The organism is Conchiformibius kuhniae DSM 17694, from assembly GCF_000428785.1.
Lineage (GTDB): Bacteria > Pseudomonadota > Gammaproteobacteria > Burkholderiales > Neisseriaceae > Conchiformibius > Conchiformibius kuhniae.
Genome location: NZ_AUAP01000002.1, coordinates 99,479 through 124,831 on the forward strand (window position 1 = coordinate 99,479; position 25,353 = coordinate 124,831).

Annotated in this window: 22 protein-coding genes; 13 read left to right on the forward strand and 9 right to left on the reverse strand. The window is 56.7% G+C overall.

The genetic code is table 11. The features are described 5' to 3' along the window. Positions 1-35 precede the first annotated feature (35 nt). Positions 36-887, reverse strand: a complete 852-nt coding sequence (locus tag G392_RS0102660; protein WP_245571908.1) for an FKBP-type peptidyl-prolyl cis-trans isomerase — start codon at positions 885-887, stop codon at positions 36-38. Between the two features lie 120 nt (positions 888-1,007). Here G392_RS0102660 and prmB point away from each other — a divergent pair, with 120 nt between their 5' ends. Further along, positions 1,008-1,964 (forward strand): 50S ribosomal protein L3 N(5)-glutamine methyltransferase, encoded by a 957-nt coding sequence (gene prmB / locus G392_RS0102665; protein ID WP_051255557.1) that lies wholly within the window; start codon positions 1,008-1,010, stop codon positions 1,962-1,964. Positions 1,965-2,228: 264 nt separating this feature from the next. Here prmB and G392_RS11935 read toward each other — a convergent pair whose 3' ends face one another. Then, complete coding sequence (locus G392_RS11935) at positions 2,229-4,076, reverse strand: tetratricopeptide repeat protein (RefSeq protein ID WP_169718731.1); 1,848 nt, start codon at positions 4,074-4,076, stop codon at positions 2,229-2,231. Between the two features lie 205 nt (positions 4,077-4,281). On the opposite strand from G392_RS11935, the gene erpA reads away from it, so the two are divergent. The 6 genes from erpA to icd all read left to right on the forward strand — a co-directional run bounded on the left by erpA (position 4,282) and on the right by icd (position 9,871). After that, entirely contained in the window at positions 4,282-4,620 is a 339-nt protein-coding gene (gene erpA / locus G392_RS0102675) for an iron-sulfur cluster insertion protein ErpA (RefSeq protein ID WP_027008974.1), read from the forward strand. Positions 4,621-4,789: 169 nt separating this feature from the next. Further along, entirely contained in the window at positions 4,790-6,385 is a 1,596-nt protein-coding gene (locus G392_RS0102680; RefSeq protein ID WP_034334323.1) for a YdgA family protein, read from the forward strand. Positions 6,386-6,396: 11 nt separating this feature from the next. Next, a complete protein-coding gene (locus tag G392_RS0102685; protein WP_027008976.1) occupies positions 6,397-6,582 on the forward strand; it encodes a DUF3460 family protein in 186 nt (61 codons plus the stop codon). A gap of 45 nt (positions 6,583-6,627) precedes the next feature. Beyond that, positions 6,628-7,296: a class I SAM-dependent methyltransferase gene (locus G392_RS0102690; RefSeq protein WP_034334325.1), complete on the forward strand. Its 669-nt coding sequence runs from the start codon at positions 6,628-6,630 to the stop codon at positions 7,294-7,296. A 128-nt stretch (positions 7,297-7,424) separates the two neighbouring features. After that, a complete protein-coding gene (locus G392_RS0102695; RefSeq protein WP_051255533.1) occupies positions 7,425-8,402 on the forward strand; it encodes a tetratricopeptide repeat protein in 978 nt (325 codons plus the stop codon). A 230-nt stretch (positions 8,403-8,632) separates the two neighbouring features. Next, on the forward strand, positions 8,633-9,871 hold the full coding sequence (gene icd / locus G392_RS0102705) for an NADP-dependent isocitrate dehydrogenase (protein ID WP_027008979.1): 1,239 nt from the start codon (positions 8,633-8,635) through the stop codon (positions 9,869-9,871). Between the two features lie 93 nt (positions 9,872-9,964). Here the strand turns inward: icd and G392_RS0102710 are convergent, their stop codons facing one another. From G392_RS0102710 to G392_RS11940, 4 genes are all read right to left on the reverse strand, one after another. Continuing rightward, positions 9,965-10,378 (reverse strand): hypothetical protein, encoded by a 414-nt coding sequence (locus G392_RS0102710; protein WP_211224340.1) that lies wholly within the window; start codon positions 10,376-10,378, stop codon positions 9,965-9,967. A gap of 663 nt (positions 10,379-11,041) precedes the next feature. Continuing rightward, complete coding sequence (locus G392_RS0102715; RefSeq protein ID WP_027008981.1) at positions 11,042-11,383, reverse strand: hypothetical protein; 342 nt, start codon at positions 11,381-11,383, stop codon at positions 11,042-11,044. Further along, positions 11,380-12,522, reverse strand: a complete 1,143-nt coding sequence (gene metX, locus G392_RS0102720) for a homoserine O-succinyltransferase MetX (RefSeq protein ID WP_027008982.1) — start codon at positions 12,520-12,522, stop codon at positions 11,380-11,382. Before metX ends, G392_RS0102715 begins: the two co-directional genes overlap by 4 nt. A gap of 7 nt (positions 12,523-12,529) precedes the next feature. Then, complete coding sequence (locus G392_RS11940; RefSeq protein WP_051255534.1) at positions 12,530-13,111, reverse strand: CNP1-like family protein; 582 nt, start codon at positions 13,109-13,111, stop codon at positions 12,530-12,532. Between the two features lie 294 nt (positions 13,112-13,405). On the opposite strand from G392_RS11940, the gene G392_RS0102730 reads away from it, so the two are divergent. From G392_RS0102730 to G392_RS11945, 5 genes are all read left to right on the forward strand, one after another. Beyond that, a complete protein-coding gene (locus G392_RS0102730; protein WP_027008983.1) occupies positions 13,406-17,236 on the forward strand; it encodes a DUF3683 domain-containing protein in 3,831 nt (1,276 codons plus the stop codon). Between the two features lie 326 nt (positions 17,237-17,562). Then, positions 17,563-18,864, forward strand: a complete 1,302-nt coding sequence (locus G392_RS0102740) for a hypothetical protein (protein WP_156900773.1) — start codon at positions 17,563-17,565, stop codon at positions 18,862-18,864. A 10-nt stretch (positions 18,865-18,874) separates the two neighbouring features. Next, positions 18,875-20,176 (forward strand): valine--pyruvate transaminase, encoded by a 1,302-nt coding sequence (locus G392_RS0102745; RefSeq protein ID WP_027008985.1) that lies wholly within the window; start codon positions 18,875-18,877, stop codon positions 20,174-20,176. A 306-nt stretch (positions 20,177-20,482) separates the two neighbouring features. Beyond that, the gene (locus G392_RS0102750) at positions 20,483-20,842 is read left to right on the forward strand and encodes an SEL1-like repeat protein (protein ID WP_245571909.1); all 360 of its coding nucleotides are present in this window, start codon (positions 20,483-20,485) and stop codon (positions 20,840-20,842) included. A 31-nt stretch (positions 20,843-20,873) separates the two neighbouring features. Continuing rightward, positions 20,874-21,110, forward strand: coding sequence for a hypothetical protein (locus G392_RS11945; protein ID WP_034334269.1), 237 nt, complete (start codon positions 20,874-20,876; stop codon positions 21,108-21,110). Positions 21,111-21,533: 423 nt separating this feature from the next. Here the strand turns inward: G392_RS11945 and cysE are convergent, their stop codons facing one another. Both cysE and ubiA read right to left on the reverse strand, forming a co-directional pair. Next, positions 21,534-22,334, reverse strand: a complete 801-nt coding sequence (cysE, locus tag G392_RS0102765; RefSeq protein WP_027008988.1) for a serine O-acetyltransferase — start codon at positions 22,332-22,334, stop codon at positions 21,534-21,536. Positions 22,335-22,359: 25 nt separating this feature from the next. Beyond that, positions 22,360-23,259, reverse strand: a complete 900-nt coding sequence (gene ubiA / locus G392_RS0102770; protein ID WP_051255558.1) for a 4-hydroxybenzoate octaprenyltransferase — start codon at positions 23,257-23,259, stop codon at positions 22,360-22,362. 154 nt (positions 23,260-23,413) lie between these two features. Between ubiA and pncB the strand changes: the two genes are divergently transcribed. After that, a complete protein-coding gene (pncB, locus tag G392_RS0102775) occupies positions 23,414-24,607 on the forward strand; it encodes a nicotinate phosphoribosyltransferase (protein ID WP_027008990.1) in 1,194 nt (397 codons plus the stop codon). Between the two features lie 231 nt (positions 24,608-24,838). Here pncB and aroQ read toward each other — a convergent pair whose 3' ends face one another. After that, positions 24,839-25,276 carry a type II 3-dehydroquinate dehydratase gene (gene aroQ, locus G392_RS0102780; protein ID WP_034334331.1) on the reverse strand — a complete coding sequence of 146 codons (438 nt, stop codon included), beginning with the start codon at positions 25,274-25,276 and terminating at the stop codon, positions 24,839-24,841. Between the last annotated feature and the right edge of the window lie 77 nt (positions 25,277-25,353).

Below are 25,353 nucleotides of genomic sequence, written 5' to 3' on the forward strand. Positions count from 1 at the left end.
CGGCGGGACGTGCCGCGCCGCCGTGGGTGGTGGGTTTATTTTTTCTTGTCTTTTTCTTCTTCGGCTTTTTTCCCGTCTTTGGCGGGGGCTTTGGCGTCTTTGGCTGCTGCTTTTGCCGCGCCTTTTTCGACTTTGACGATTTTCATGTCAAATACCAAAACGGAGTTGGGGGGGATTTTCGGGGTGGGCGAGTCTTTGCCGTAGGCGAGTTTGGCGGGAATGTAGATAGTGTATTCGCCGCCTTCTTTCATCAGTTGCAAGGCTTCGGTCCAGCCGGCAATCAGTCCGTTGTCTTTTGCCAAGGGCACGGGCATGGGCTCGCCGCCGTGTGCTTTGGTGCTGTCAAATTCGCTGCCGTCAATCAGTTTGCCGGTGTATTCGACCATCACGCCGTCGCCCATCACGGGGGCGTCGCCCGTGCCTTCTTTGACGACTTTGTACTGCAAACCGGATTTGGTGGTTTCCACGCCGGGCTTGCCTTTGTTTTCTTCAAGGAATTTTTCGCCTTTTGCCAAGTTTTCTTCGGCTTTTTTGGCGGTGGCTTCTTCCATGAGCTTGACAAATTTCTGCATGACGGCAGGCACGTCTTCGTCTTTGATTTTCGGCTCTTTGCCGTCCAAGCGTTCTTGAATGGCATCGGTGAGCACTTTCACGTCCAGTTCGCCGCCGTTGTCTTTCACTTCCTGAAGCTGTTTGCCAAATTGCGAACCCAAAACATAGCTGATTTGTTTGATATCGTTTTCCAAGCCTGCGGGGGCGGAGGCAGAGCCCGCAGACGATGCGGCGGGCGCGGACGATGCGGCTTCGCCGGCGGGCGGCGGGTTGCAGGCAGCCAAAATGCAGGCGCTCAATACGGCAAGCGGAAAAGTGAGGTTCGGTTTCATCATGGTCGATGCTTTCGTGGTGTTCGTGTTGAAAAATGAAATCGGCATTATAACGTTATTTTGCCGTCGCCGCACAAGGTGCTTGCGCGTATAATGGCTGTTTTGTCTGAAAGCCGCACCATCATGTTTTCCAACGCCGCCGATGCGCCGTCTGCCGCCGTTCCGCCTGCCGACCCGTTTGCCGAAGCCGCCGCCGTTTTGCACACCCCGCGTGATTTTGTCCGTTTTGCCGTCAGCCGCTTCCACGAAGCGGAATTGTTTTTCGGACACGGTAGCGACAACGCTTTTGACGAAGCCGTTTACCTGATACTGCACACTCTGAACCTGCCTTTGGACGAGTGGGAGCCGTATTGCGATGCCCGTTTGCTCGACAGCGAAAAACGCGCCCTGCTCGACATCATCGCCCGCCGCGTCAAAGAACGCATACCCGCCGCTTATCTGACCACGCGGGCGCGGCAGGGCGAATTTGAATTTTATGTGGACGAACGCGTCATCGTGCCGCGCTCATTCATCGCCGAAGTGTTGGGCGAGCCGCTTCGCGCGTGGATTGAACATGACGAGCTGGTGCATCACGCCTTGGATTTGTGTACCGGCAGCGCGGCACTGGCGGTGCAAATGGCGCACCACTATCCCGATGCCTCGATTGACGCGGTGGACATCAGCTTGGACGCCTTGGAAGTGGCTGCCGTCAATGTCGAACACTACGGCTTGCAAACGCGCATCAACCTGATTCACAGCGACATGTTTGAAGGCTTGGAAGGCGGATACGACCTGATTGTGTCCAACCCACCCTATGTCGATGCCGAATCGGTCGCCGCCCTGCCGGACGAATACCTGCACGAACCGGAAATCGCACTCGGAAGCGGCGAAGACGGCTTGGACGCGGTGCGCGAAATTCTCACCCGCGCCCCCGCCTTGCTCAATCCGCACGGCGTGCTGGTGGTGGAAATCGGACACAACCGCGATGTGTTGGAACAAGCGTTTCCGCACCTGCCTTTTGCGTGGTTGGAAACCAGTGGCGGCGACGGCTTCGTGTTCGTGCTGACCAAAGCACAGCTTGACGCGGTGGCAGACGCATAAAAACAGGCGTACCGTAACACAACGGTACGCCTGATGTTTGCGTGCGGGCAAATTGATGATGTGTTCCAAGTCGTGTCATCACTTGACCGAAAAAACACAGTGCCGTCATTCCCGCGCAGACGGAAATCCAAGTCGAATCACGAAAAACCTTGATAAAACATGGCTTGCAGGTCATCGGGCAGTGGATTCCCGCATTCGCGGGAATGACGGTGTATTTTTATATTGCACTGATTTTCAGTATAAAAATTTAAATGATAACGCGCCCTAATGCGATGTGCTTTGCGATGAGGTATTGGAAAAGCGTACGCCGTATTTGTTCAGGGTTTGCCGCAGCAAGCGGTTGTTGCGGTTTTGCTGCCAGCTTTCGTGCCACACGTCGCGGGCTTTGGCGTGTTCGCCCATCGCCCAATACACTTCGCCCAAATGCGCCGCCACTTCGGCGGACGGGGCTTTTTCGTAGGCGTATTGCAAATAGGGCAGGGCGGTTTTCGGGTCGCCTTTTTTAAAGTATACCCAGCCGATGCTGTCGTTGATTTCGGGGCTTTCGGGCTGTTGGCGGTATGCCTGTTTGATTAGCTCGAAGGCTTCTTCGATGTGGCTGTTGCCCGCTTCGAGCAGGGTATAGCCCAAGGCGTTGAGTCCTTGTGCGTCTTCGGGCTTGAGGCGCAGGTAGTGGCGGAAGTCGGCAACGGCTTCGCGGTAGCGGTTTTGTTCGGCATAAACGATGCCGCGCTGGTACAGGGTGGCCGCCAAATGGCTGCGGTGTTGGGGCTGGGGGGCGAAGCGGTTTATCAGGCGGTTGAGTTGTGCCAGTTTTTGTTTGGGCGGGGCGTGGTGTTCGGTCAGGGCAAACAGTTCCAGCTCAATCAAATCGTCTTCGTTGAAAAAGCGTCCTTGCCGCGAATCGGGTTTGCCGCGTTTGCCTGCCAGTTGCAGGGCTTGTTGCCATTGGTGCTGTTCGGCGGCGAGCGAAACTTGCAAAACCAGTTTGTCGAAGGCGGTTTCGGGGGCGTGGATGCGGGCAATCCATTTTTCGGCTTCGTCAAAACGGCGGTCGGCGAGCAGGCGGATGGCAGCCAGCACGGCGGCGCGGGATTTTTGCAGTTGGGTGCCGTGCTGATGGGCTTTTTCCAGATGGTTCAGTGTGGTTTGCAGGTCTTTTTGGTGCTGGTAGGACAATACGGCTGCCTGAATGTACAGGTCGGCATCGTTTTTGTTTGCCAGCAGTTTTTGCAGGCGTTCGTAGGCTTGGTCGTATTGTTTGTCCTGAATCAGGCTTTCCACTTCCAGCTCCTGCCAGATGGGGGAGAGCTTGGCGGTGTCGGTTTGTTTGAAAAATTCGGGCAGCAGTTTGGGGTTGTCGCGGACAATCAGCCCGAGTGCCAAGCGGGTGGCGGGGGTGAGCTGGGTGTCGTTGTCGGCGAGTTTTTGCAAATCGCGCACCGCTTGTTTGGTGTTGCCGGCAATGGAGTCGAACAGGGCGGAAGCAATCAACGCTTCGGTCATGTCGGGGTGGCGTTGGGCGGCGCGGTGCAGGGGTTTGAGGACTTTGGCGGCAAGGGCGTGGTTTTCCGTGCCGACTTGTGCCAGCAGCAGGAAGATGCGTTGTGCCTGCTCTTCGTTGGCTTCTTTGACCACGTTTTCCAAATCGCGGGCAACTTGGTCGTGGTCGCCGAAGGCGAGGGCGCGTGTCCACGCGATGCGTCTTTGCGCGGGGCCGGGCTTGGGTTCGAGTTTGCGCCATTGGGCGTAGATGTGTTCGGCGGTGTCGTAGGCGCGGATGCCCACCGCCAGCTCCATGGCGCGTTCGGCAACTTCGGGGTCTTTGGTTTTTTGCAATACCGCCAGATAGGTGTTCAGTGCCAGTTGCGATTGTCCGCGCGCGGCAGCGATTTCCGCGCCGAGCAGGGCGAAAATGTGTTGGGTGTTTTCCAAAACGGTGCGGCGGCGCAGGTTGTCGGCGGCGCGTTCGCTTTCGCTGGCGGGCGGGTTTTTGATTGAGGGGCGGAATATTTTTTCGGTGTGCGGGGCGTAGGCGTGCAGGCTTCCGGCAAGTGCCAGCAACAAAGCTGCGGCCAACGGGCGGCAGACGCGTGTGGTCGTATAAGGCATCGGTGGCGTTTCCTTTGCGGTGGGTGGGAAGGGGCGGCGGTTGCACGCAACACAACCGTTCCGGCATGGGCGCGGGCGCGAACAAATTCTGCCCAAAATTTCGCTATGATACCATATTGTCTGCCGTTTCGGGCGGCGGGTGCGGAACGGGCGCACATCGGGTATAATGACGCCGATTTTCTGCTCCGAATGTGAGGAATGTACCATGTCTGAAGAAACCCCGATTGTTTTTACCGAAGCCTGCTGTGCCAAAGTGGCAGACCTGATTGCCGAAGAAAACAACCCCGATTTGATGCTGCGGGTGTTTGTGAACGGCGGCGGCTGCTCCGGCTTCCAATACGGCTTTACCTTTGACGAAATCAAAAACGACGACGATTTTGAAATCGAAAAAAACGGCTTGACATTCTTGGTCGATCCGATGAGCTACCAATACCTGATTGGCGCGGAAATCGACTACACCGAAAGCCTGCACGGTTCGCAATTTGTCATCCGCAACCCGAATGCCACCACCACTTGCGGTTGCGGCTCGTCTTTTTCGGTGTGAGCCGCCACTGCCGCAAAACGGCACTTGCTCGCCCGCAGCCGCCTTTGGGCGGCTTTTTTGTGGTATCATCGCCGTTTTGATTGGGTTTTGCCTGCCGCAGGCACACGGCGCGGCAGGTTTTTTCCACAAGCAGGCGTGGGCAAAACACATTATACTAAAGGTACAAACAATGAAAAAAATCCTGCTGGCAACAGTAGTACCGCTTGTTTTGGCGGTTTTTCTCGGCACACCGTACTATCTGGGCATCAAAGCGCGTGAAACCCTGACCGAACAACACCGCGTTTTGGCAGATACCTTCTTTTTCGACGTGGTGTCGCACGACTACGACCAAGGCTGGTTCAGCTCCACCGAAACCACCGTCATCCGCTTCCACCCCAATTTGCTGTCCAACCTGTCCAAACAGTTGCCCGCCAACATTCAAACCGTTTTGGACAAGGAAATCACGCTGGTAAACCACGTCAAACACGGGCTGTTTGCCGACGGCATCCGCCCCGTCCGCGCCAGCGTGCGCACCGAATTTCGTTTCGACCCCAAAGTGCAGGAAATCCTGAACCGCTTTTTCAACAATCCCGCCCAAGACCCGTTTACCGTCCGCAACACCGTGTATTTGGGCGGCGGCGGCAAAATGGACGTGCGCATCGCCCCCTTCAATTATGAAGAACTTTCCGGCATCAAGCTCAATTGGCAGGGCATGCGTGCCGACATCGCCTATCAGGACGGATTTAAAAACTACACCACCCGTTTCGACATTCCGGGCTTGAGCGCGGTGTTGGCGGACATGGGGCAAATCACCCTTGAAAACATCACCGTAAACAGCGAAACCCGCGAAGGGCGCGAGGGCGTGTCGCTCGGCGCTTCCGATACCAAGCTCGGGCGTTTTGAAATCGAGTGGAAAGAAAACATCGATTACAATCTGCGTTTGAACGACTTGGTCAATGCCGTAACCGACCTGCAAATCGGCGCGTTCATTAATCCCACCGGCACGGTCGCGCCCGCCAAACTCGCCGTCCACAACCTCGCCTACCAAAGCCAAACAGACGAAAACAAAGGCTTTATCGATGCCAAAGGGCGTTTTTCGTTTGAAAAACTGCTGTACGGCGAAGAAAGCTACGGGCCTTTGGACATCGATGTGTCGGCGGAGCATCTTGATGCCAAAAGCTTGGCGGCATTGAAAAACCGTTGGCAGCAGATGAGTACGGAAGCCGTTGATGCCGACAAATGGCAGCAGCAAATGCTCGCTTCCCTGCGTAAGGAAGGCGCAGGTTTGTTTACCAACGACCCTGTTTTAAAAGTCAATAAATTCGAGCTGGCACTGCCTTCGGGGCACATTAAAGTGCGCGGCGGTTTGCGTTTCAACGGCTTGGAAGCCGTTGATTTGAATGATTTTGCCGCGATGTTGGGCAAAATGCACGCCGAAATCGACTTGGACGTGTCCAAAAAGGTGCTGGAGTCGTTTGCGGTAACGCAGGCGCGCAGCTTTTTTGCCACCGATGCCCCCGATGATGCGGGGGAACAGGCGGATTTGACCGCCAAAGAGCAGCAGGACGTGGACGAAACCGTGCGCCTGATTATGGGGTCGATGCTGGATAATCTGCACCATGACGGCTACATCACGCTGGCAGACAATGCGGTGAAAACCAAGATTGTGCTGCAGGAGGGCAAGCCGACACTCAACGGCAAGCCTTTTGAGGTGAAGCCCGATGAGGACGTGCTGGATTTGGTCGAGCCGGACGGCGCAACCCCCAAGCCCGACAGCAAACCTTAAGGAAAACAAAAATGTACCATTACCAATCTGAAACCACGCAGTTTTTGAACGAATATTTGGCGCAAAATCCGGCAGAAGCGGAGCGCCGTCTGCACAACCGCGCTTTGTTGTGGGACGTTACTTTGGACGCGGAAGAACAGGCGGGATTCGATGCCGCGAAGTTGCCGAAAAAGCCTTATGCGTATCAGCCCGATTGAGTGCCGGCGCGTTGCGGCGGGGCGTTTGCTGCGCGGGTGGCTGCGGTGAGTGCCGGCCCGGACGGTTTTTCCGCGCAGACCCGTGCTTATCTGCGCGGCATCAGTGCGCCCGAAGCCCCCATTTTGGCGGAAATCCGCGCCCAAACCGCCGCGCACCGTGCGGGCAATATGGCGGTTGCGCCCGAACAGGCGGCGTTGCTGGCATGGCTGGCGCGGCTGATTGGGGCGGAACGGTATTTGGAAATCGGCGTGTTTGCCGGCTACAGCAGCACGGCAATGGCACTGGCTTTGCCCGAACACGGGCGCTTGAGTTGTTGCGATATCAACATCACTTTTGCCCAAATGGCGCGGCAAAATTGGCAAAAAGCGGGTGTTGAACATAAAATAAGCCTGTATCTTCAACCGGCTCTGATTACTTTGCGCGAATTGGCGGAGGCGGGCGAAAGCGGCAGCTACGACATGGCGCTGATTGATGCCGACAAGCCGTTTATCCCGCAGTATTACGAAGCCTGTCTGCCTTTGGTGCGTTCGGGCGGCATCATTGCCATCGACAATGTGTTGTCGCACGGGCGCGTGGTGTCGTCCGACCGCCCCGATGCGCCGCCGGGGCATGCCCGTTTGCACGCGTTCAACGCGGCGCTGCCGCAGGACGGGCGCGTGCATGTTTTGGCACTGCCTTTGGGCGACGGGCTGACCCTGCTGATGAAGCAATAAGTATGTTGTATTGTTTTTTCGAGCGTTGCCCATCCGTGCCGGACGTTTTATCCGCACCGCAGACGGACGTGCCCGTACGCACCGATTGCCTTCTGCATTGACCAACAACCCGTTTGAATTGATTGACCATGATAAACAAATCTTCCCGTCTGCTGACTTTGTGCGCCATCACCACGCCGCTGACCGCCTGTGTCGGCGTTGCCCCCATCGGCGTATCGTCTTACCCTGCGCCCATCCGCAATCCTGTGGCGGAGCGTTTGAACGAGCGTCCTTTGCGTCCGGTGGCGGTAACGCCCCAGCAGGCCGCTTCGGCGTATGCCGCGCAAGCACCCTACCGTTTGCAGCCCGTACCGAGCGGGCAGGTGGTGGCGGTGGTGCCGCCCGTTCCCGCACAACAGGTTGTTTTGCAACCGGTGGCGCGTCCGGCGGTGCGCCCCGTCGTGCCGCCGCCCGTTCCCCTGACCGCTTCGGTGGCGGCGACACCCTACAATGATGCGGTGTACTTGGAGCAGCAAAAACAAATCCACTTGCTGACCACCCAAAACATCCAATTGCGCCAACAAGTCGATTACCTGAACGAACGTTTGGCACAAATGGAGCATACCCGCAGCACCCCGCCCGCCCCCGTGCCGCGTCCGCCCAAGAAAAAAACACCGCCTGCCCGCAAACAGACCGCCGTACGCATTCCCGCCGAAAACATCACCCCCGACATGAGTGCCTACCGCAGCAACCTGCCCGACCCCACCGAAGACAACCTGAAACTGGCGCGGCAGCAATTCAAGCGCGGCGACTATCGCGGCGTATTGAACACCCTGCGCGGCATTGACGGCGGCGGCAACGGCAGCACGGCGGCGCGGCACAGCATGTACTTGCTGCTGCAAACCAACTTGCGGCTCAACCACTGCCAATCCGTCATTCAAATCGGACAACGCTTGGCATCGCGCTACGCCAACAGCCCCGAAGCCCCCGAAGCCCTGTACACCGTCGGCGAATGCCAGCGCGGACTGCAACAGCAGGACATCGCCCGCGACACATGGCGCAAACTGATTTCCAGCTACCCCAACAGCACCGCCGCCCGCCGCGCCCGTGCCCTGTTGAAAAACTGAACACGCCTGCCCGACCGCTTGTGCGGCTGTCGGGCATTTTGTTTCCCGCCAAACAGTTGGAAAAAGATTCACACTTTTTCGGCGTTTTGCCGTACAATCAAAACGTTTTCCGTGCATCGGACAAAGGCGGCAACGCCCGCAACGGCAAACACCCGAATTCCTGTTCTTATTCTTGATTTGGCGCACCTGCCGAATCAAGTCCTTGTTTTTCCCTTTTCAGGAGAGCCTCTATGAGCCACATCAAAGTACCTGCCGAAGGTCAAAAAATCGTTCCCGGTCAAGCCATTCCCAACAACCCCATCATTCCCTTCATCGAGGGCGACGGCATCGGCGCGGACATCACCCCCGTGATGAAAGACGTGATTGACGCCGCCGTTGCCAAAGCCTACGGCGGCGCGAAAAAAATTCATTGGATGGAAGTGTATGCGGGCGAAAAAGCCACCAAAGTTTACGGCGACAACGTCTGGTTGCCTGAAGAAACTTTGGCAGCCCTGAAAGAATACTCCGTGTCCATCAAAGGCCCGATGACCACGCCCGTTGGCGGCGGTATCCGCTCGCTCAACGTTGCCCTGCGCCAAGAGCTTGATTTGTATCAATGCGTGCGCCCCGTGCGCTACTTCAACGGCGTGCCCTCGCCCCTGAAAGACCCGAGCAAAACCGATATGGTGATTTTCCGCGAAAACACCGAAGACATCTATGCCGGCATCGAGTGGGAAGCCGAAAGCGACAACTGCAAAAAAGTCGTGGATTTTCTGCAAAACGAAATGGGCGTGAAAAAAATCCGTTTCCCCGAGACCTCCGGCATCGGCATCAAGCCCGTGTCCAAACAAGGTACGCAACGCCTTGTCCGCGCGGCGATTCAATACGCGATTGACAACGACAAGCCCAGCGTAACTCTGGTACACAAGGGCAACATCATGAAGTTTACCGAAGGCGGTTTCCGTGACTGGGGCTACGAGCTGGCGCAAACCGAATTCGGCGCCAAACCGATTGACGGCGGCCCGTGGTGCAGCTTCCAAAACCCGAAAACCGGCAAAGAAATCATCGTTAAAGACGCGATTGCCGATGCCTTCCTGCAACAAATCCTGTTGCGTCCCGCCGAATACAGCGTGATTGCCACCCTGAACCTGAACGGCGACTACATTTCCGATGCGCTGGCGGCGCAAGTGGGCGGCATCGGCATCGCGCCGGGCGCGAATATTTCCGACCAATACGCGATTTTTGAAGCCACGCACGGCACCGCACCCAAATACGCCGGTCAGGACAAAGTGAACCCCGGTTCGCTGATTTTGTCCGCCGAGATGATGCTGCGCCATTTGGGTTGGAAAGAAGCCGCCGATTTGGTCATCGAATCAATGGAAAAAGCCATCGGCGACAAACAGGTAACTTACGATTTCGCCCGCCTGATGGACGGCGCGAACGAAATTTCCTGTTCCGCTTTCGGCAAAGCGATGATTGAGCGCATGTAAATCCCGATTAAATAGGGTACAAAAAGCCTCAATGTTTTTTCATTGAGGCTCTTTTGTACCTTATTGATAAGGCGCGTTCGAACGCACCTTAAATTAGGCAGCAGACTCCAAAGCGGGCATCATTTTGCGTGCCTGTGACAACACCATGCCCAATAAGGCTTTATTACGACACACAAATACCGCAACATGATTCTCATCGCGTTGGCCACGTATAAAAATGTGAATCAGATTATCGCTATTCACAATAATTTCCTGAAAATAACGCCGATTGGAACTGGATTGACGGGCTTGTTTGAACATACGTTCAATTTCGGTTACATTTTGTCCGGCAAATAAATCGGCTGTTGCTGCTGCCACCAATTCCAAAACCGCACTTGGGTGCGAATCTAAAGTATTCACGCCCAACAATAAGCCCGTTTGAATATCCACATAACCGGCCGCCACACATTCATTGATTGAATTTGTTGCTTCAGTCAAGACGCGTTGTAATTTATTAACCATAATCAAGGTTGCTCCTATTGGTTTTTAAGTTGTTGATTTTTAAAAATTTAAGATTTTCTGCTTAAGAAAGCCAAGCATCATACCATCTTTCTCTCGGCACACAAATTGATTTTTGGTTTTTTATTGTTTATATATGATTTAAATCAAAATAAAAATACAAAAAATCGGGGGGAGGGGCGGAAAATTGCTTAAAATGAAATAAAAGTTCTTATTTGCTATCCGCCCAATCCATTCGTCCGTCAAAATTCCTTTTCGGTTTGAAACATAACGAACCGCCACAATTTCAATTTCTTCTTTTGATTTTGCCTGCCTGACGGCGCGTTAGCGTGTCATCAATTGACCGAAAAAACACTGCGCCGTCATTCCCGCGCAGGCGGGAATCCAAATCGAAGCACGACAAGCCTTGATAAAACATCTCTTGCCGAGCATTGCGTAGTGGATTCCCGCCTGCGCGGGAATGACGGTGTGTTTTTATATTGCACTGATTTTCATTGGAAAAATTTAGCAAGCGTAGCTTGGGTTGAAACGAAGTGAAAACCCAACATTTTTCCGAAAATTTACGGATTGTGTTGGGTTTGCGCTTCGCTCCAACCCAACCTGCACCTGCGCGGGAATGATGGCGTTTTTATTGTGATGATTTTAAATTAAAAACTTAAACGATGGCACGCGTTAGGGCTGTTGTCCCTGTAGTTGCCACACGCGCTGTTGCGAATCCCAGCCCAGCCAAGGCGGGGCGTAGCCGTTTTGATAGACGATGCGGTAGTGCGTGCCGTTGATGATGCGGTAACTGGGTTGCCAGCCGATGTCTTTGTCGTGGCGGAAGCCGAGTTGTTGCAGATTGGTTTCGTTGGGTTCGGGCAGGTGTCCGTGCTGTTGCAGGTGGGCATCGATGCGGGCAATCAGGGTGTTGCCCAAATCGATGTCTTTGTGGCGGCGCCATTCGACCGGCAGCAGGGTGTAGCCCCACACCAGTGCAATCAGGGCGCAAATGCCGGTAAGGGTGTGTTTCATGATGGTGCGGCGGGGGAAACGGTAATGTTGTGCATATAGGCGCGGACGGCGTTGATGTAGGGCGCGTCTTCCATGAGAAAGGCATCGTGTCCGTGCTGGGACGGTACTTCGATGTAGCGTACGTTTTTGCGCGCGCCGATGAGTGCGCGTACCAGCTCGTGCGAACGGGACGGGGCAAACCGCCAGTCGCTGCTGAAGCTGGCAACGAAAAAGTCGGCACGCACGTGGGCAAGGGCTTTTTGCAGGTCGTGTCCGTGTTCGGCGGCGGGGTCGAAGTAGTCGAGTGCTTTGGTCATCAGCAGGTAGGTGTTGGCATCGAAGCGGGCGGAGAATTTGTCGCCTTGGTGGCGCAGGTAGCTTTCTACTTCAAATTCGCTGCCGTAGTGGTATTGGTAGTGGGGGTGTTTGCGTTGGCGGCCGAATTTGTGTCCGAGTCCGTGTTCTGCCAAGTAGGTGATGTGTCCCATCATGCGGGCGATGCGTAAGCCGCGTTGGGGCAGGGTGTGGCGGCGGGTGTAGTGTCCTTCGTGGAAGTCGGGGTCGGTGATGATGGCTTGGCGGGCAACGTCGTTGAAGGCGATGTTTTGGGCGCTCAGGCGCGGTGAGGAGGCGATGACGAGGGCGTGGCGGACGCGTTCGGGAAAGGCGAGCGTCCATTGCAGTGCCTGCATGCCGCCCAAGCTGCCGCCCACCACCGCCGCCCATCGGGCGATGCCGAGACGGTCGGCGAGCAGGGCTTGGGTGCGTACCCAGTCGGGGACGGTAACGAAGGGGAAATCCGCGCCGTAGGGCGTGCCGGTGGCGGGGTTGCGGCTTAAGGGGCCGGTGCTGCCCGCGCAGCCGCCCAGATTGTTCAGCCCGACCACGAAAAATTTGTCGGTGTCAATCGGTTTGCCCGCGCCGACCATGTTGTCCCACCAGCCCGGATATTTGTCGTCGGGGTGGTGGCGTCCGGCAACGTGGTGGTCGCCGGAAAGAGCGTGGCAAATCAGCACGGCGTTGTCGGCGGCGGGGTTGAGCGTGCCGTAGGTTTCCACCGCCAAATCAAAGCGGGGCAGGGTGTCGCCGTTTTGCAGGGCAAAGGGTTGCTCAAAGGCAAACAGTTGCGGGGCAACGATGCTGTGGCTGTGAACGGACATGGGCGGATTATTTGGAGTAGTCTTTTTGAATCAGGTGTCCGGCTTCGTTGCGGATGCGGCGGCGCAGTTCTTGGTCGTTTTTGGCTCTGCCTTCGGTGCAGAAGGCATCGTACAGCACTTGGCGTATGGGGTCGGTGCCGGTGAGTTTGTTGCCGGTCGGCTGCCAGTGGCTGTTGCGCGGGGCAACCCATGTTTGGTTGTACAGGTCGGCGTAGGCAAACACGCGGTGTTGGGCGCCTTCGGAGCCGAACAGGTCTTCTTCGCAGCGCATGCCTTCCAAGCTGACGTTGTGGCTGCCGGCGGCGGAGCGGCGGTTGAGAATGTAGCGTATGGTGTTGCCGTTTGTGGTGCGGATGCTTTCGAGCAGGATTTCGGGGCGGCCGCGATGGGTGGGGGCAACGTACAATTCAAACCAGCCGCGCCCTTCGGGGTCGGGGACATCGGGCAGGTCGGTGTCGGCGGCTTCGCTTTCGGCTTCGGCTGCGCTTTCGGCGGCGAAGACTTCGGCTTCATCGGCGGCGGGCGCGGCGTGGGCGATGCCGCACGCGAGCAGCCACAGCAGGGCGGGGCGGACAAAACGGAACATCATGGACGGATTCCAATAAAAAACCGTGTGATTGTAGCGGGTTTCGCCCCCCTTGCAAACCGTCGCCGCCGTTTGCAAAAACCGTTTGCGGCAGATGTCAATATTTTTCAACCTGAAAGCCGCGAAAATCTTTTACAATACACGCCCCGTGCCGTCTCAACGCGACCGCGCCGCATCGGGCGCGGCGGCAGAAACACCGGCACAAAACAATACATCAAGCAGGGCCTGCGCCCCGCCCGCATAAAAACCGATTTTACCGCCGTAAACGGCGGGGTTTCAAACCGAAAAGGAATCTTGATGAACCGCACCCCCCGCATCCGCGAAATCCCCTACAACTACACCTCTTTTTCCGACCGCGAAATCGTCTGCCGCCTGCTGGGCGATGCCGCGTGGGACATTTTACAAAATTTGCGCTCGCAACGGCGCACCGGCCGCTCGGCGCGGATGCTGTTTGAAGTGTTGGGCGACATCTGGGCGGTGCAGCGCAACCCCTACCTGATTGACGATTTGCTGGAACACCCCAAACGCCAAGCCGCCCTCGTGCGCGAAATGCGCCACCGCCTCAACGAAATCCGCAAACGCCGCGATGACAACAGCGAAGTTTTGAAACTCGTCCAAGCCGCCGAAAGTGCGGTGAACCGTTTTGAAGACGGCTTTGCCGCCACCGCGCTCAAACGCCGCCAAATCCTCGCCCGCTTGGGCAAAATTACCGCCAAACACAACATCATGTTTGACGGCTTGGCGCGGGTGAGCCACGTTACCGATGCCACGGACTGGCGCGTGGAATATCCCTTTGTGGTCGTCAATCCCGACAGCGAAGCGGAAATCGCCCCCTTGGTACGCGCCCTGATTGAGCTGGATTTGACCATTATCCCGCGCGGCGGCGGCACGGGCTACACCGGCGGCGCGATTCCGCTTGACGCGATGAGCGCGGTCATCAACACCGAAAAACTGGACAAGCACAACGGCGTGGAATATGTGCCTTTGGCGGGCTTGGACGGCACGCACCCCGTTATCCGTTGCGGCGCGGGCGTGGTAACGCGGCGCGTGGAAGAAACCGCCCACGCCGCCAAGCTGGTGTTTGCCGTGGACCCCACTTCCGCCGATGCCAGTTGCGTGGGCGGCAACATCGCCATGAACGCGGGCGGCAAAAAAGCCGTGTTGTGGGGGACGGCGCTGGACAATCTGGCGTGGTGGAAAATGGTCAATCCGCAGGGCGAATGGCTGAAAATCGAGCGCGTGAACCACAATTTCGGCAAAATCCACGACCAAGAAGACGTGGTTTTTGACGTGCATACCCTGCGCGATGACGGCGAAACCGTTGCCAAAACCGAGCGTTTGCACATTCCCGGCCGCAGCTTCCGCAAAGAAGGCTTGGGCAAGGACGTTACCGACAAATTTTTGAGCGGCTTGCCGGGCGTGCAGAAAGAAGGCACGGACGGGATTATTACGAGTGCGGCGTTTGTCTTGCACACCATGCCGAAGTTTACCCGCACCGTGTGCTTGGAATTTTTCGGCACGGTGGCGAATGCCACGCCGTCCATCGTGGAAATCCGCGATTTTATGTTGGGGCACGATTCGGTGCGCTTGGCGGGTTTGGAGCATTTGGATTGGCGTTACGTCCGCGCGGTCGGTTACGCCACCAAAGCGGCGGGGCGCGGCCGTCCGAAAATGGTGCTGTTGGCGGACATCGTGTCTGATGACGAAGCCGCCGTGTCCGCCGCCGCCGAACACATCGTGCAACTGGCGCGGGCGCGGGACGGGGACGGTTTTATCGCCGTGTCGCCCGAAGCGCGGAAAACCTTTTGGCTGGACCGCAGCCGCACCGCCGCCATCGCCCGCCACACCAATGCCTTTAAAATCAACGAAGACGTGGTTATTCCTTTGGAACGTTTGGGCGAGTATTCGGACGGCATCGAGCGCATCAATATTGAATTGTCCATTCAAAACAAGCTGAAACTGTGTGCGGCGTTGGCGGAATACCTTTCAGGCAGCCTGCCCGTGGAACGCATGGGCACGGAGCTGCCCGACAGCGAACTTTTGGGCGACCGCGCCAAACACGCGCTGGCGCATGTGGAAGCCGTGCGCGGACGTTGGCAATGGCTGCTGGACAATATGGACGCGCCGCTTGCCGATTATCGGGCGCGTTACGGCGAAGCGGTGTTTGCCGACCCTGCCGCCAAAGCGGAAGAAAGCTGCTTTATTGCTTTTCGCGATTTCCGTTTGCGCGTGTCGGTGAAAGAAGACGTGATGAAGCCTTTGGCGGAGATTTTGAGCGGTCAGGCGGATACCAAAATTATGGCGGCATTGGGCAAAATCCACGCCGCCACCGTGCGCGGGCGCGTGTTCGTTGCCCTGCACATGCACGCGGGAGACGGCAATGTCCACACCAATATTCCCGTCAATTCCGATGATTACGAAATGCTCAACACCGCCCACCGCGCCGTTGCCCGCATCATGAACTTGGCGCGGAGCTTGGACGGCGTGATTTCCGGCGAACACGGCATCGGCATCACCAAGCTGGAATTTTTAAACGATGCGGAAATGCAGCCGTTTTGGGAATACAAAGCCAAAGTGGACCCGCACGGGCGTTTCAACCGCCACAAACTGATGAAAGGCTCGGATTTGCGCCGCGCCTACACCCCGTCTTTTGAACTGATGGGCTTTGAATCGCTGATTATGGAACAGTCCGCGCTGGGCGGCATCACCCACGCCGTCAAAGACTGCCTGCGCTGCGGCAAATGCAAACCCGTGTGTTCCACCCACGTCCCCCGCGCCAATCTGCTTTACAGCCCGCGCAACAAAATTCTCGGCGTGGGCTTGCTGGCGGAAGCGTTTTTGTATGAAGAACAAACGCGGCGCGGCGTGTCGCTGAAGCATTTTGACGAACTGGCGAACATCGGCGACCACTGCACCGTCTGCCACCGTTGCGTGAAACCCTGCCCCGTGAAAATTGATTTCGGCGATGTAACGGTGGACATCCGTCATTTCCTGAAACAATCGGGCAAGGCGAAGTTCAGCCCCGCCGCCGCCGCAGGCATGGCACTTTTAAACGCCAAAGACCCGCGCACCATCAAGCTGTTGCGCCAAGCCGTTGCCAAAGGCGGTTTCAAACTGCAAAACTTCGCCTACGAATTGGCGCAAAAATTCCCCGTCGGCGCGGACAAGCAGAAAGAAGCCCCCAAAGCCACCACCCGCAAAACCCCCGTGCGCGAACAGGTCGTCCACTTTATCAACCGCCCCCTGCCGCGCCATGTGCCGATTAGAACCGCGCGCGCCCTGCTGGACATCGAAGACGCGAAAACCGTGCCGATTATCCGCAATCCCGCGCTGCCTGAAGATGCCGAAGCGGTGTTTTACTTCCCCGGCTGCGGCTCGGAACGGCTGTTCAGCCAAGTGGGTTTGGCAACGCAGGCGATGCTCTACCACACCGGCGTGCAAACCGTGCTGCCTCCGGGCTATCTGTGTTGCGGTTATCCGCAAAACGCGGGCGGCGACAAGGCGCGCGCCGAACAAATCGTTACCGACAACCGCGTATTGTTTCACCGCATGGCGAACACCTTGAATTATTTGGACATCAAAACCGTGGTGGTGAGCTGCGGAACGTGTTACGACTCGCTGGCGGAATACCGTTTTGAAGACATTTTCCCCGATTGCCGCATCATTGACATTCATGAATTTTTGTTGGAAAAAGGCGTGAAACTGGACGGCGTGCAGGGTCGGCAGTATCTCTACCACAATCCCTGCCACTCGCCCGTGAAAACGATGGACGCGGCGAAACTGGCGGGCGAGTTGATGGGCAAGCCTGTCATCAACAGCGACCGTTGCTGCGGCGAAAGCGGCATGTTTGCGGTGAAACGCCCCGACATCGCCACGCAGGTGAAATTCCGCAAGCAGGAGGAAATCGCCAAAAACTTGGCGATGCTGCCTGAAAACCAGCGCGGCGATGTGAAAATGCTCACGTCCTGCCCCGCGTGTTTGCAGGGTTTGAGCCGTTATACGGACGACAACAATCTGCCCGCCGACTACATTGTGGTGGAAATGGCGAAGCATATTCTCGGCGAGAATTGGCAGGACGAGTTTGTGGCGCACACCAAAAACGGGGGGATTGAGAAAGTGTTGTTGTAAAAGTTTTTCAGGCAGCCCGAATATTTTTCCGCGCCGTCATTCCCGCGAATGCGGGAATCCAAAGTTGTTCTTGTGAAAATGAAAATTTACTATGGCGGAAGCATGGATTCCCGCCTGCGCGGGAATGACGGTGTGGTGTGGTTTTTCGGCACGGGCGAAGCCGTCAAACGTTCAGGCTGCCTGAAAAATAGCGGATTGACGTAGGGTAGGAGCATGGCGTTTCCCCTTCCCCAGCCCTCCCCCGTAAACGGGGGAGGGAAAAAATCATTTTTCAGGCTGCCTGAAAACCGTTTATATCGTTGAAAAAACATCACGGGAAAAACAAAATGAAACACAACGGACAATCCGAACCTTCGCCAACGCTGCGGACGGCAGCGTCCGTAACGGCGGCGCGTTATTCTTTGCTGCTGATGCTGGCATCGCTGTGTCTGCCTGCCTTGTCCTTGGACAGGAATATGATGTTCGGCTTGGGCATATGGGTGTTTATGGGGTTTGGCTGGATGTTTCCGGTTATCGGCTGGGCGGTGTATGCCAATCTGTTTTATTGGGCGGCTTTGCTGATGTTCCGGCTGGGCGGCACGCGCTCCGTCAAAGCGTTGTTGTGGATAACATGGATATTGGCCGTTCCCGGCACGGTGTTTTTTGCGATGCGCGAACAAACCACTTTCGGTTGGGGTGCGGTATTGTGGTTTTTGTCGTTTGGTGCGCTGACGTTTGCGGTGTATGGCTATGATGTAACCGCTCAGCAAATGCGGCGGCGTTTGACGACAATGACGGCGGTGGCGGTGTTGCCGATTCTGCCGGTGTACGCATGGCAATGGCAGCACGCCAACGAATTGGAACGGCGGGTGTATCTGCGTTTGGGGGCGGCGTTTACCTTGAAACCCTTGTCCGGACAACCTTATGTGCCGCCGCCCGCGCTGCCGCCGCAAAGTACGCTGGCGTTGCACGGCGATTGGGACGGCAGCATCAAGCCTTGGACGGTGGTGGAGCTGCCGGGACGGTTTGATTATCGCGGTTGGCGGGTGCAGATTTTTAAATTGGAAGAAGTCGCCTTGCTGTCGCGGCTGCCTGAAAACAGCGTGGCCGACTATCAATACGGCTTGCGGAACGGCGAATGGTTTTTGGCGGACAAGCAGGGCAAAACGCTGTGGCGCGTGCCGCATCAACCTCGTTCCCTGCTGAACGATGAATACGACAGGCATTGGGACAAGCAGTTTGCGGAACATTGGCCGCCCGAACCGTCCGCGCTGCCCGTTGGCGAGGAAACCGCCTTTGCCGATTGTCCGCCCGCGCCGTCTGCCGCGCCGTTTGCGCACGCGGTGGATTGGTTGGGACAAACCGTGCTGCCCTTAAAAGATTGGGAACGGCGGCCGGCGGCGGATTATCGCGGCTACTGTTCGCCGAATTATGCGGTGCTGGTGGCACGCGACAGCGAGGGCGATTATCCCGGACACGCCATTGTGTTTTCGCGCGAGCCGTTCCGTCCTTTAAACCGCCACTCTTCATGGGCGGGCGACACAAAAACATGGCCGGACAGCATCATTCTGACCACGCCGCCGCCCGGTGACACGGGCTGGGTGCGTATGCCCGAAATCCGCAGCCATTTTCAATCATCAGGACAATAAGGATACAACCATGCAGTTTTCCGATTTCGGACAACATTTTACCCGCGAAAGCGCGATTTTGCAGTTGATGGACGATTTGGGCAAAGCCTTGGCGCAAGAAGGGGTGAATATGCTCGGCGGCGGCAATCCCGCCCGCATTCCCGCCGTGAATGCGCTGTTTGCCGAAGTGTTGCGCGACATCGCCAACGGTGATGATTGTGCGGCGGCGGTGGAAAACATCGGCAATTATTCCGAGCCGCAGGGAGACCGCGCATTTTTGAACACCGTTGCCGCCTTTTTGCGCCGTCATTACGGCTGGAGCGTGTCTGCCGAAAACTTGGCGCTGACCAACGGCTCGCAAAACGCTTTTTTCTATTTGTTCAACCTGTTCGGCGGCGCGTTTACCGACAATCAGGGCAATACGGTGCAAAAATCGGTGCTGCTGCCGCTTGCGCCCGAATATGTCGGCTATGCCGATGTGCAGGTGGGCGGGTCGCGGTTTGTGTCCGTGCCGCCGCAGATTGAAAACGTGCAATACGGCGGACGGGACGGCTTTTTCAAATACCGCATCGATTTTGACGCGCTGGAAAAGCTGCCGCAATGGGCGGCGGGCGAAATCGGCGCAGTGTGCTGCTCGCGCCCGACCAACCCTTCGGGCAATGTGCTGACCGATGCCGAAATGGCGCGTTTGGACGCATTGGCGCGGCGGCACGGCGTTCCCCTGATTATCGACAACGCCTACGGCATGCCCTTTCCCAACATCATCCACCGCGATGCCGAATTGGTGTGGCACGACAACATTATCCTGTGCTTCAGCCTGTCGAAAGTCGGCTTGCCCGGCGTGCGTTGCGGCATCGTGCTGGCACGCCCCGAAGTGATACGCGCCATCACCGCGCTCAATGCGGTGGTAAACCTTGCCCCGACCCGTTTCGGTGCGGCAGTGGCTGCCCCGCTTTTGCAGGACGACCGCCTCAAAACCCTTGCCGACAACGTTATCCGCCCGTTTTACCGCCGTCAAGCCGATTTGGCGGTGTCGCTGCTGCAAAAGGAAATGGCGGATTTGCCCGTACGCATCCACCTTCCCGAAGGCGCGATTTTCCTGTGGCTGTGGTTTGAAGGCTTGCCCGCAGGCAGCGACGAACTCTACCGCCGTTTGAAAGCACGCGGCACGCTCGTCATTCCAAGCGAACCGTTTTTTGTCGGCATCGACACCGCACAATTTTGCCACGCCCGCGAATGCGTCCGCATCAGCATCGCCCAAGACCAAGCCGTATTGGCACGGGGCATCGCTGCCATCGCCGCCGAAGCGCGGGCATTGTACGGCACGGGCTGACCGCCGCGCCCTTGCATTTGTGCAAAGGGCGTGCTAATCTTGAATCAGTGCAAAAGACAAAGGTTTGATTTGTCAAAATGCCTTTTCGGCGGGCAAAACACACGGAGTGGTGCCGGTGTACCGCTCCGTACCTTGAAACGTGCCGCCGGTTGTAACAGATGTAACGAAAACGGTTTCCGATGTTTCAACGCGCAGGGCTGCACATAAAGGGCAGCCCTGTGATTTGGACGGACTTACGCCCCGCCCGAATAATCAAGCGATTTTACCGCCGTGAACGGCGGGGTTTCAAACCGAACAGGAATTTTGATGAAGTACGCAATCCAAAAAATCACCGCATCACTTGCCGGCATCTGCCTGCTGCTGCCCGCATTGGCACAAGCGCAACGCCCCGTCAGCGAAGCCGAAGTCCACGCCTACCGTCAAACCATGTCGGCTGCGGGTCAGGCTTTGGCGCGGGGCGATGCCGCTTCCGCCTTTCCGCAAGTGCTGGCGATGGCGCAAAAAGGCTTTGCCGAAGCGCAATACATCGTTGCCACCCTGTATCACGACGGCGAAGGCACGCCCGCCAACCCCGAACAGGCACGGCATTGGTATCGGGCGGCAGCGCAAAGCGGCAACCGCGCCGTGGCACAATTGGCGCAGGAGGCACTGGCACAACTACAATAATGTAAAACACACACACCTACGGAGAAAGACCATGCAATTTAGCAAAGACGATAAAATCAATAATTTGGTTACAGAGAAAGTGCGGGCGGGCTGGCAGGTTCGTAAAGGCAAAAAACACAAAATCCTGATTGCGCCCAACCGTCAGCGCATCGCCATTCCCGCCACGCCCAGCGATTACCGCGCATTTCTCAATTTTTCCCGAGACGTGCGCCGTTTGGCGGAAGGTTTGCCGATACGGGTAACCGAGCAATTGGGCGGCGCATCGTGATTTCCCGTAAAAACAACGGTTGCCAACACCCTTATGTACGACCCGTACACGGCGGGCGTTGCCGCCTTGTCTCGTTTTTATTTTTATCAACTATAAATTTTCTGCATAAAATCAGTTTGATATAAAAACACGCCGTCATTCCTGCGAATGCGGAAAGCCACTGCCCGATGCTTGGCAAGCGATGTTTTATCAATGTTTGTTGCAGTTTATTGTTGGATTCTCGCGCAGGTGCAGGTTGGGTTGGCGCGAAGCGCAAACCCAACAAAATCCATAAATTTTTGGAAAAATGTTGGGTTTTCACTTCGTTTCAACACAAGCCACGCTTGCTTCACAAACATCAGGCAGTGGCTTTCCGCATTCGCGGGAATGACGGCGCTGTGTTTTTCTCGGTCAATTGATGACGCGCCCTAAGCACGGGCGCAATCAAATGACAAAATGCAAATCGTCCAAACCCGCAAAGCCTTGGTCCATCTCGGCGGCGGGTTTGTTTTTGGATACGCCCACCGCTTTGGCGGGAACGCCGACCACAGTGGTGTGCGCTTCCACATCGCGCACCACCACGCTGCCCGCGCCGATTTTGGCGCACTCGCCGATGCGGATGTTGCCCAGCACCGAAGCATTCGCGCCAATCATCACGCCGTCGCCCACTTTCGGGTGGCGGTCGCCGCTTTCCTTACCCGAACCGCCCAGCGTAACGCCGTGCAGCAGCGAAATATCGTTGCCCAACACCGCCGTTTCGCCGACCACCACGCCCGTGCCGTGGTCAATCATGATGCCGCGCCCGAACACCGCGCCGGGGTGAATGTCCACGCCGAACACTTCCGAAGCGCGGTTTTGCAGAAAATACGCCAGCGTTTTGCGCCCGTCCCGCCACAGGCAATGGTTGATGCGGTGCGCCTGAATGGCGTGGAAGCCTTTGAAATACAACAAAGGCAGCGTGTATTGGTCGCAGGCGGGGTCGCGTTCGTAACAGGCGCGGATGTCGGCTTGTACGGCGGCGGTGATGTCGTCGTTGCCGTTCAGCACTTCGGCAAACACTTCAAACAGGCTGCGCGCGTCCATCACGCTGTTGCACAGTTTGCTGGAAAGCTGGAACGCCAGCACGTTTGCCAAACTTTTGTGGCGCAATACGGTCAGGTGCAGAAAGCTGGCGAGCATCGGCTCTTCGGCGGCGGCGCGGGCGGTTTCTTCGCGGATGGCGAGCCAAAGGTCTTGCGGGTGCATGGTGGAATCCTTGTTGTGTGAACAGTCAAATATAGGCGTAGTGCATCAAAATGCCGATAAACCACAGCAGTCCGATGGTGTTGTTGGCGACAAAGGTGTCGAAACAGGCTTTCGGGTCGCGGGTTTGGATGCGGATGTAGAAGTGCCATTGGCGGCATACGACCACCACCAGCATCAGCCAGTACAGCCACACGGCGCCAATCATCAGCCCCACCTGCATCATCAGCAAATCAAATACGGCGTAGCTGAGCATGGCGCCTTCGGCATCGTAGCGCCCCAAGGTGAGTGCGGCGGTTTTAATCGGCAGTTTGGCATCGTCGGCTTTGTCGGCGATGGCGTAGATGGTGTCGTAGGCGAGTGTCCAAAAGACGTTGGCGGCAAACAGCCACCATGCCAGTTTGGGGATTTCGCCCAGTGTCGCCATAAACACCATCGGTATGCCGAAGGAAAATGCCAGCCCCAGATAAAGCTGCGGCACGGGGAAGAAGCGTTTGGTGTAGGGGTAGGTGAACGCCAAAAACAGTGCGGGTACGGCGAGCAGCCATGTTTTGGCGTTGAAGGGAATCAGGCACAGGGCGGCGAGAAAGCACAATACGCCCACCAGCTTCACCACTTCTTTTTTGCTGACCAGGTCTTGTGCGGCGGGGCGGTCGGCGGTGCGGGCGACGTGGCGGTCGATGTCGCGGTCTGCCCAGTCGTTTACCACGCAGCCCGCGCTGCGCATCAGAAACGTGCCGATGGCAAATGCCGCCAATACGGTAAAATCGGGTCGTCCGTCTGCCGCAATCCACACCGCCCACAAAGTCGGCCACAACAACAGCAGCGTGCCGATGGGACGGTCGAGCCGCATCAGGCGGCCATACACCGCAAAACGCGCCAAGACATCGGGATGCAACAGTTTGGCAAAAACGGACGGGGCTTTCATCATCGCTTCCTTTCGCAGATTGCGGCACGCGGCAAAAAAAGAAAGCGGATTTTAACACAAATTCACTTTTTGCCGATGTCGGGGGCGCACACAAGCATTATCGCGGCGCAATCCGTTATATAATGGGCGTTTTCCACCTGCCATTCAGCCAGCCATGCCGATTATCCGTTCCCTGCTCGACACCGATTTGTACAAATTCACCATGCTGCAAGTGGTGTTGCACCAATTTCCCGAAACCCACAGCGTTTACGAATTCCGTTGCCGCAACGCGCAAACCGTCTATCCGCTTGCCGACATCCGCGCCGATTTGGAACGCGAACTCGACCACCTGTGCGAACTGCGTCTTGCGCCCGATGAATTGGCGTATCTGCGCTCGCTGCGTTTTATCAAAAGCGATTTTGTCGATTATTTGGAGTTGTTCCAGCTCAAACGCCGTTTTGTCCAAGTGTCGGCGGGCGCGGACGGTCGCCTGAATATCCGCGTGGAAGGCCCGATGATTCAGGCGATGTTTTTTGAAATCTACATCTTGGCGATGGTGAACGAACTGTATTTCCGCCGTTTGGAAACGCCCGAAGTGCTGGAAGAAGGCGAACGGCGTTTGCAGGCGAAAGCCGCACTGTTACGCGCCTACGCCGCCAAACAAAATCCGGACGACCCGCCGTTTTTGATTTCCGACTTCGGCACGCGCCGCCGCTACACCTTTGCGTGGCAGCAACATGTGGTGCAAACCCTGTTTCAGGCAGCCCCCGAACTGTTTCGCGGCACCAGCAACGTTTACCTTGCCAAAACATTGGGTTTGACCCCCATCGGCACGATGGCGCACGAATTTTTGCAGGCGTTTCAGGCATTGGACGTGCGTTTGCGCAATTTCCAAAAAGCGGCGTTGGAAGCGTGGGTGCGCGAGTATCGCGGCGATTTGGGCATCGCGCTCACCGATGTGGTGGGGATTGACGCGTTTTTGCGCGATTTTGACCTGTATTTCGCCAAACTGTTTGACGGCTTGCGCCACGATAGCGGCGACCCCTACGCTTGGGGCGACAAGGCGTACGCGCACTACCGCAAGCTCAAAATCGACAGCCGCACCAAAATGCTCACCTTTTCAGACGGTTTGACTTTGGAAAAGGCGTGGGATTTGCACCAGTATTTCAAAGGGCGTTTCAAAACCAGCTTCGGCATCGGCACCAATTTCACCAACGATTTGGGACACGAAACGCTGAACATCGTGTTGAAGCTGGTGGAGTGCAACGGGCAGTCGGTGGCGAAGATTTCCGACACGCCGGGCAAAACCGTTACCGACAACGATACGTTTTTGGCGTATTTGCGGCAGGTGTTTGCGGTGAAAAATTGACAGGTTTTCGTTCCGTTGATTTTTAAGGTTGGGCTAAGGCGTGTCATCAATTAATTTTTTATACTGAAAATTCAGTGCAATATAAAAAATCCATCATGCCCGCGCATGCGGGAATCCACTGTGCAATGCTCGGCAAGCGATGTTTTATCAAGGCTTGTCGTGCTTCGATTTGGATTCCCGCATGCGCGGGAATGACGGCGCAGCGTTTTTTCGGTCAATTGATGACACGCCCTAATGGTGCAGATAGTCGATGCAAAACAGCAATGCCGCTTCGTAGCCGAAAGTGCCCAGTCCGGCAATCACGCCAACGGCTTGGTCGGACAAATAGGAGTGGTGGCGGAACGGTTCGCGGGCATAAACGTTGGATACATGCACTTCCACAAAGGGAATGCACACGGCAGCGAGGGCATCGCGCAGGGCGATGCTGCTGTGGGTATATGCGCCCGCGTTCAAGATAATCATGTCGGTATTGCCGCGCAGGGCGTGGACGGTGTCGATGAGTGCGCCTTCGCCGTTGTGCTGGTGGTGCGACAGGGCAACGTTGTGTTTGCCGGCGATGCCGTCCAAGCGGGCGGAAATGTCTGCCAGCGTTGCCGAGCCGTACAGGTGCGGTTCGCGTGTGCCGAGCAGGTTGAGATTCGGGCCGTTGATGATGGCGATGTTTTTCATCAAAATTCCTTTTCGGTTTAAAATTTTGCTGTTTGCGGGGGGAAAATCGGCTTGTGTGCGGACGGGGCGGGACGTGT

What these genes read in the sequence shown, in the direction of transcription:
- G392_RS0102745 (WP_027008985.1), top strand. Translation starts at nt 18,875, where the DNA reads ATGCAGTTTTCCGATTTCGGACAACATTTTACCCGCGAAAGCGCGATT.
- G392_RS0102715 (WP_027008981.1), bottom strand. Translation starts at nt 11,383, where the DNA reads ATGAAACACACCCTTACCGGCATTTGCGCCCTGATTGCACTGGTGTGG.
- G392_RS0102680 (WP_034334323.1), top strand. Translation starts at nt 4,790, where the DNA reads ATGAAAAAAATCCTGCTGGCAACAGTAGTACCGCTTGTTTTGGCGGTT.
- cysE (WP_027008988.1), bottom strand. Translation starts at nt 22,334, where the DNA reads ATGCACCCGCAAGACCTTTGGCTCGCCATCCGCGAAGAAACCGCCCGC.
- G392_RS11940 (WP_051255534.1), bottom strand. Translation starts at nt 13,111, where the DNA reads ATGATGTTCCGTTTTGTCCGCCCCGCCCTGCTGTGGCTGCTCGCGTGC.
- G392_RS0102750 (WP_245571909.1), top strand. Translation starts at nt 20,483, where the DNA reads ATGAAGTACGCAATCCAAAAAATCACCGCATCACTTGCCGGCATCTGC.
- G392_RS0102660 (WP_245571908.1), bottom strand. Translation starts at nt 887, where the DNA reads ATGATGAAACCGAACCTCACTTTTCCGCTTGCCGTATTGAGCGCCTGC.
- G392_RS0102740 (WP_156900773.1), top strand. Translation starts at nt 17,563, where the DNA reads ATGAAACACAACGGACAATCCGAACCTTCGCCAACGCTGCGGACGGCA.
- G392_RS11945 (WP_034334269.1), top strand. Translation starts at nt 20,874, where the DNA reads ATGCAATTTAGCAAAGACGATAAAATCAATAATTTGGTTACAGAGAAA.
- erpA (WP_027008974.1), top strand. Translation starts at nt 4,282, where the DNA reads ATGTCTGAAGAAACCCCGATTGTTTTTACCGAAGCCTGCTGTGCCAAA.
- G392_RS0102730 (WP_027008983.1), top strand. Translation starts at nt 13,406, where the DNA reads ATGAACCGCACCCCCCGCATCCGCGAAATCCCCTACAACTACACCTCT.
- G392_RS0102695 (WP_051255533.1), top strand. Translation starts at nt 7,425, where the DNA reads ATGATAAACAAATCTTCCCGTCTGCTGACTTTGTGCGCCATCACCACG.
- prmB (WP_051255557.1), top strand. Translation starts at nt 1,008, where the DNA reads ATGTTTTCCAACGCCGCCGATGCGCCGTCTGCCGCCGTTCCGCCTGCC.
- G392_RS11935 (WP_169718731.1), bottom strand. Translation starts at nt 4,076, where the DNA reads ATGCCTTATACGACCACACGCGTCTGCCGCCCGTTGGCCGCAGCTTTG.
- ubiA (WP_051255558.1), bottom strand. Translation starts at nt 23,259, where the DNA reads ATGAAAGCCCCGTCCGTTTTTGCCAAACTGTTGCATCCCGATGTCTTG.
- aroQ (WP_034334331.1), bottom strand. Translation starts at nt 25,276, where the DNA reads ATGAAAAACATCGCCATCATCAACGGCCCGAATCTCAACCTGCTCGGC.
- pncB (WP_027008990.1), top strand. Translation starts at nt 23,414, where the DNA reads ATGCCGATTATCCGTTCCCTGCTCGACACCGATTTGTACAAATTCACC.
- G392_RS0102685 (WP_027008976.1), top strand. Translation starts at nt 6,397, where the DNA reads ATGTACCATTACCAATCTGAAACCACGCAGTTTTTGAACGAATATTTG.
- metX (WP_027008982.1), bottom strand. Translation starts at nt 12,522, where the DNA reads ATGTCCGTTCACAGCCACAGCATCGTTGCCCCGCAACTGTTTGCCTTT.
- icd (WP_027008979.1), top strand. Translation starts at nt 8,633, where the DNA reads ATGAGCCACATCAAAGTACCTGCCGAAGGTCAAAAAATCGTTCCCGGT.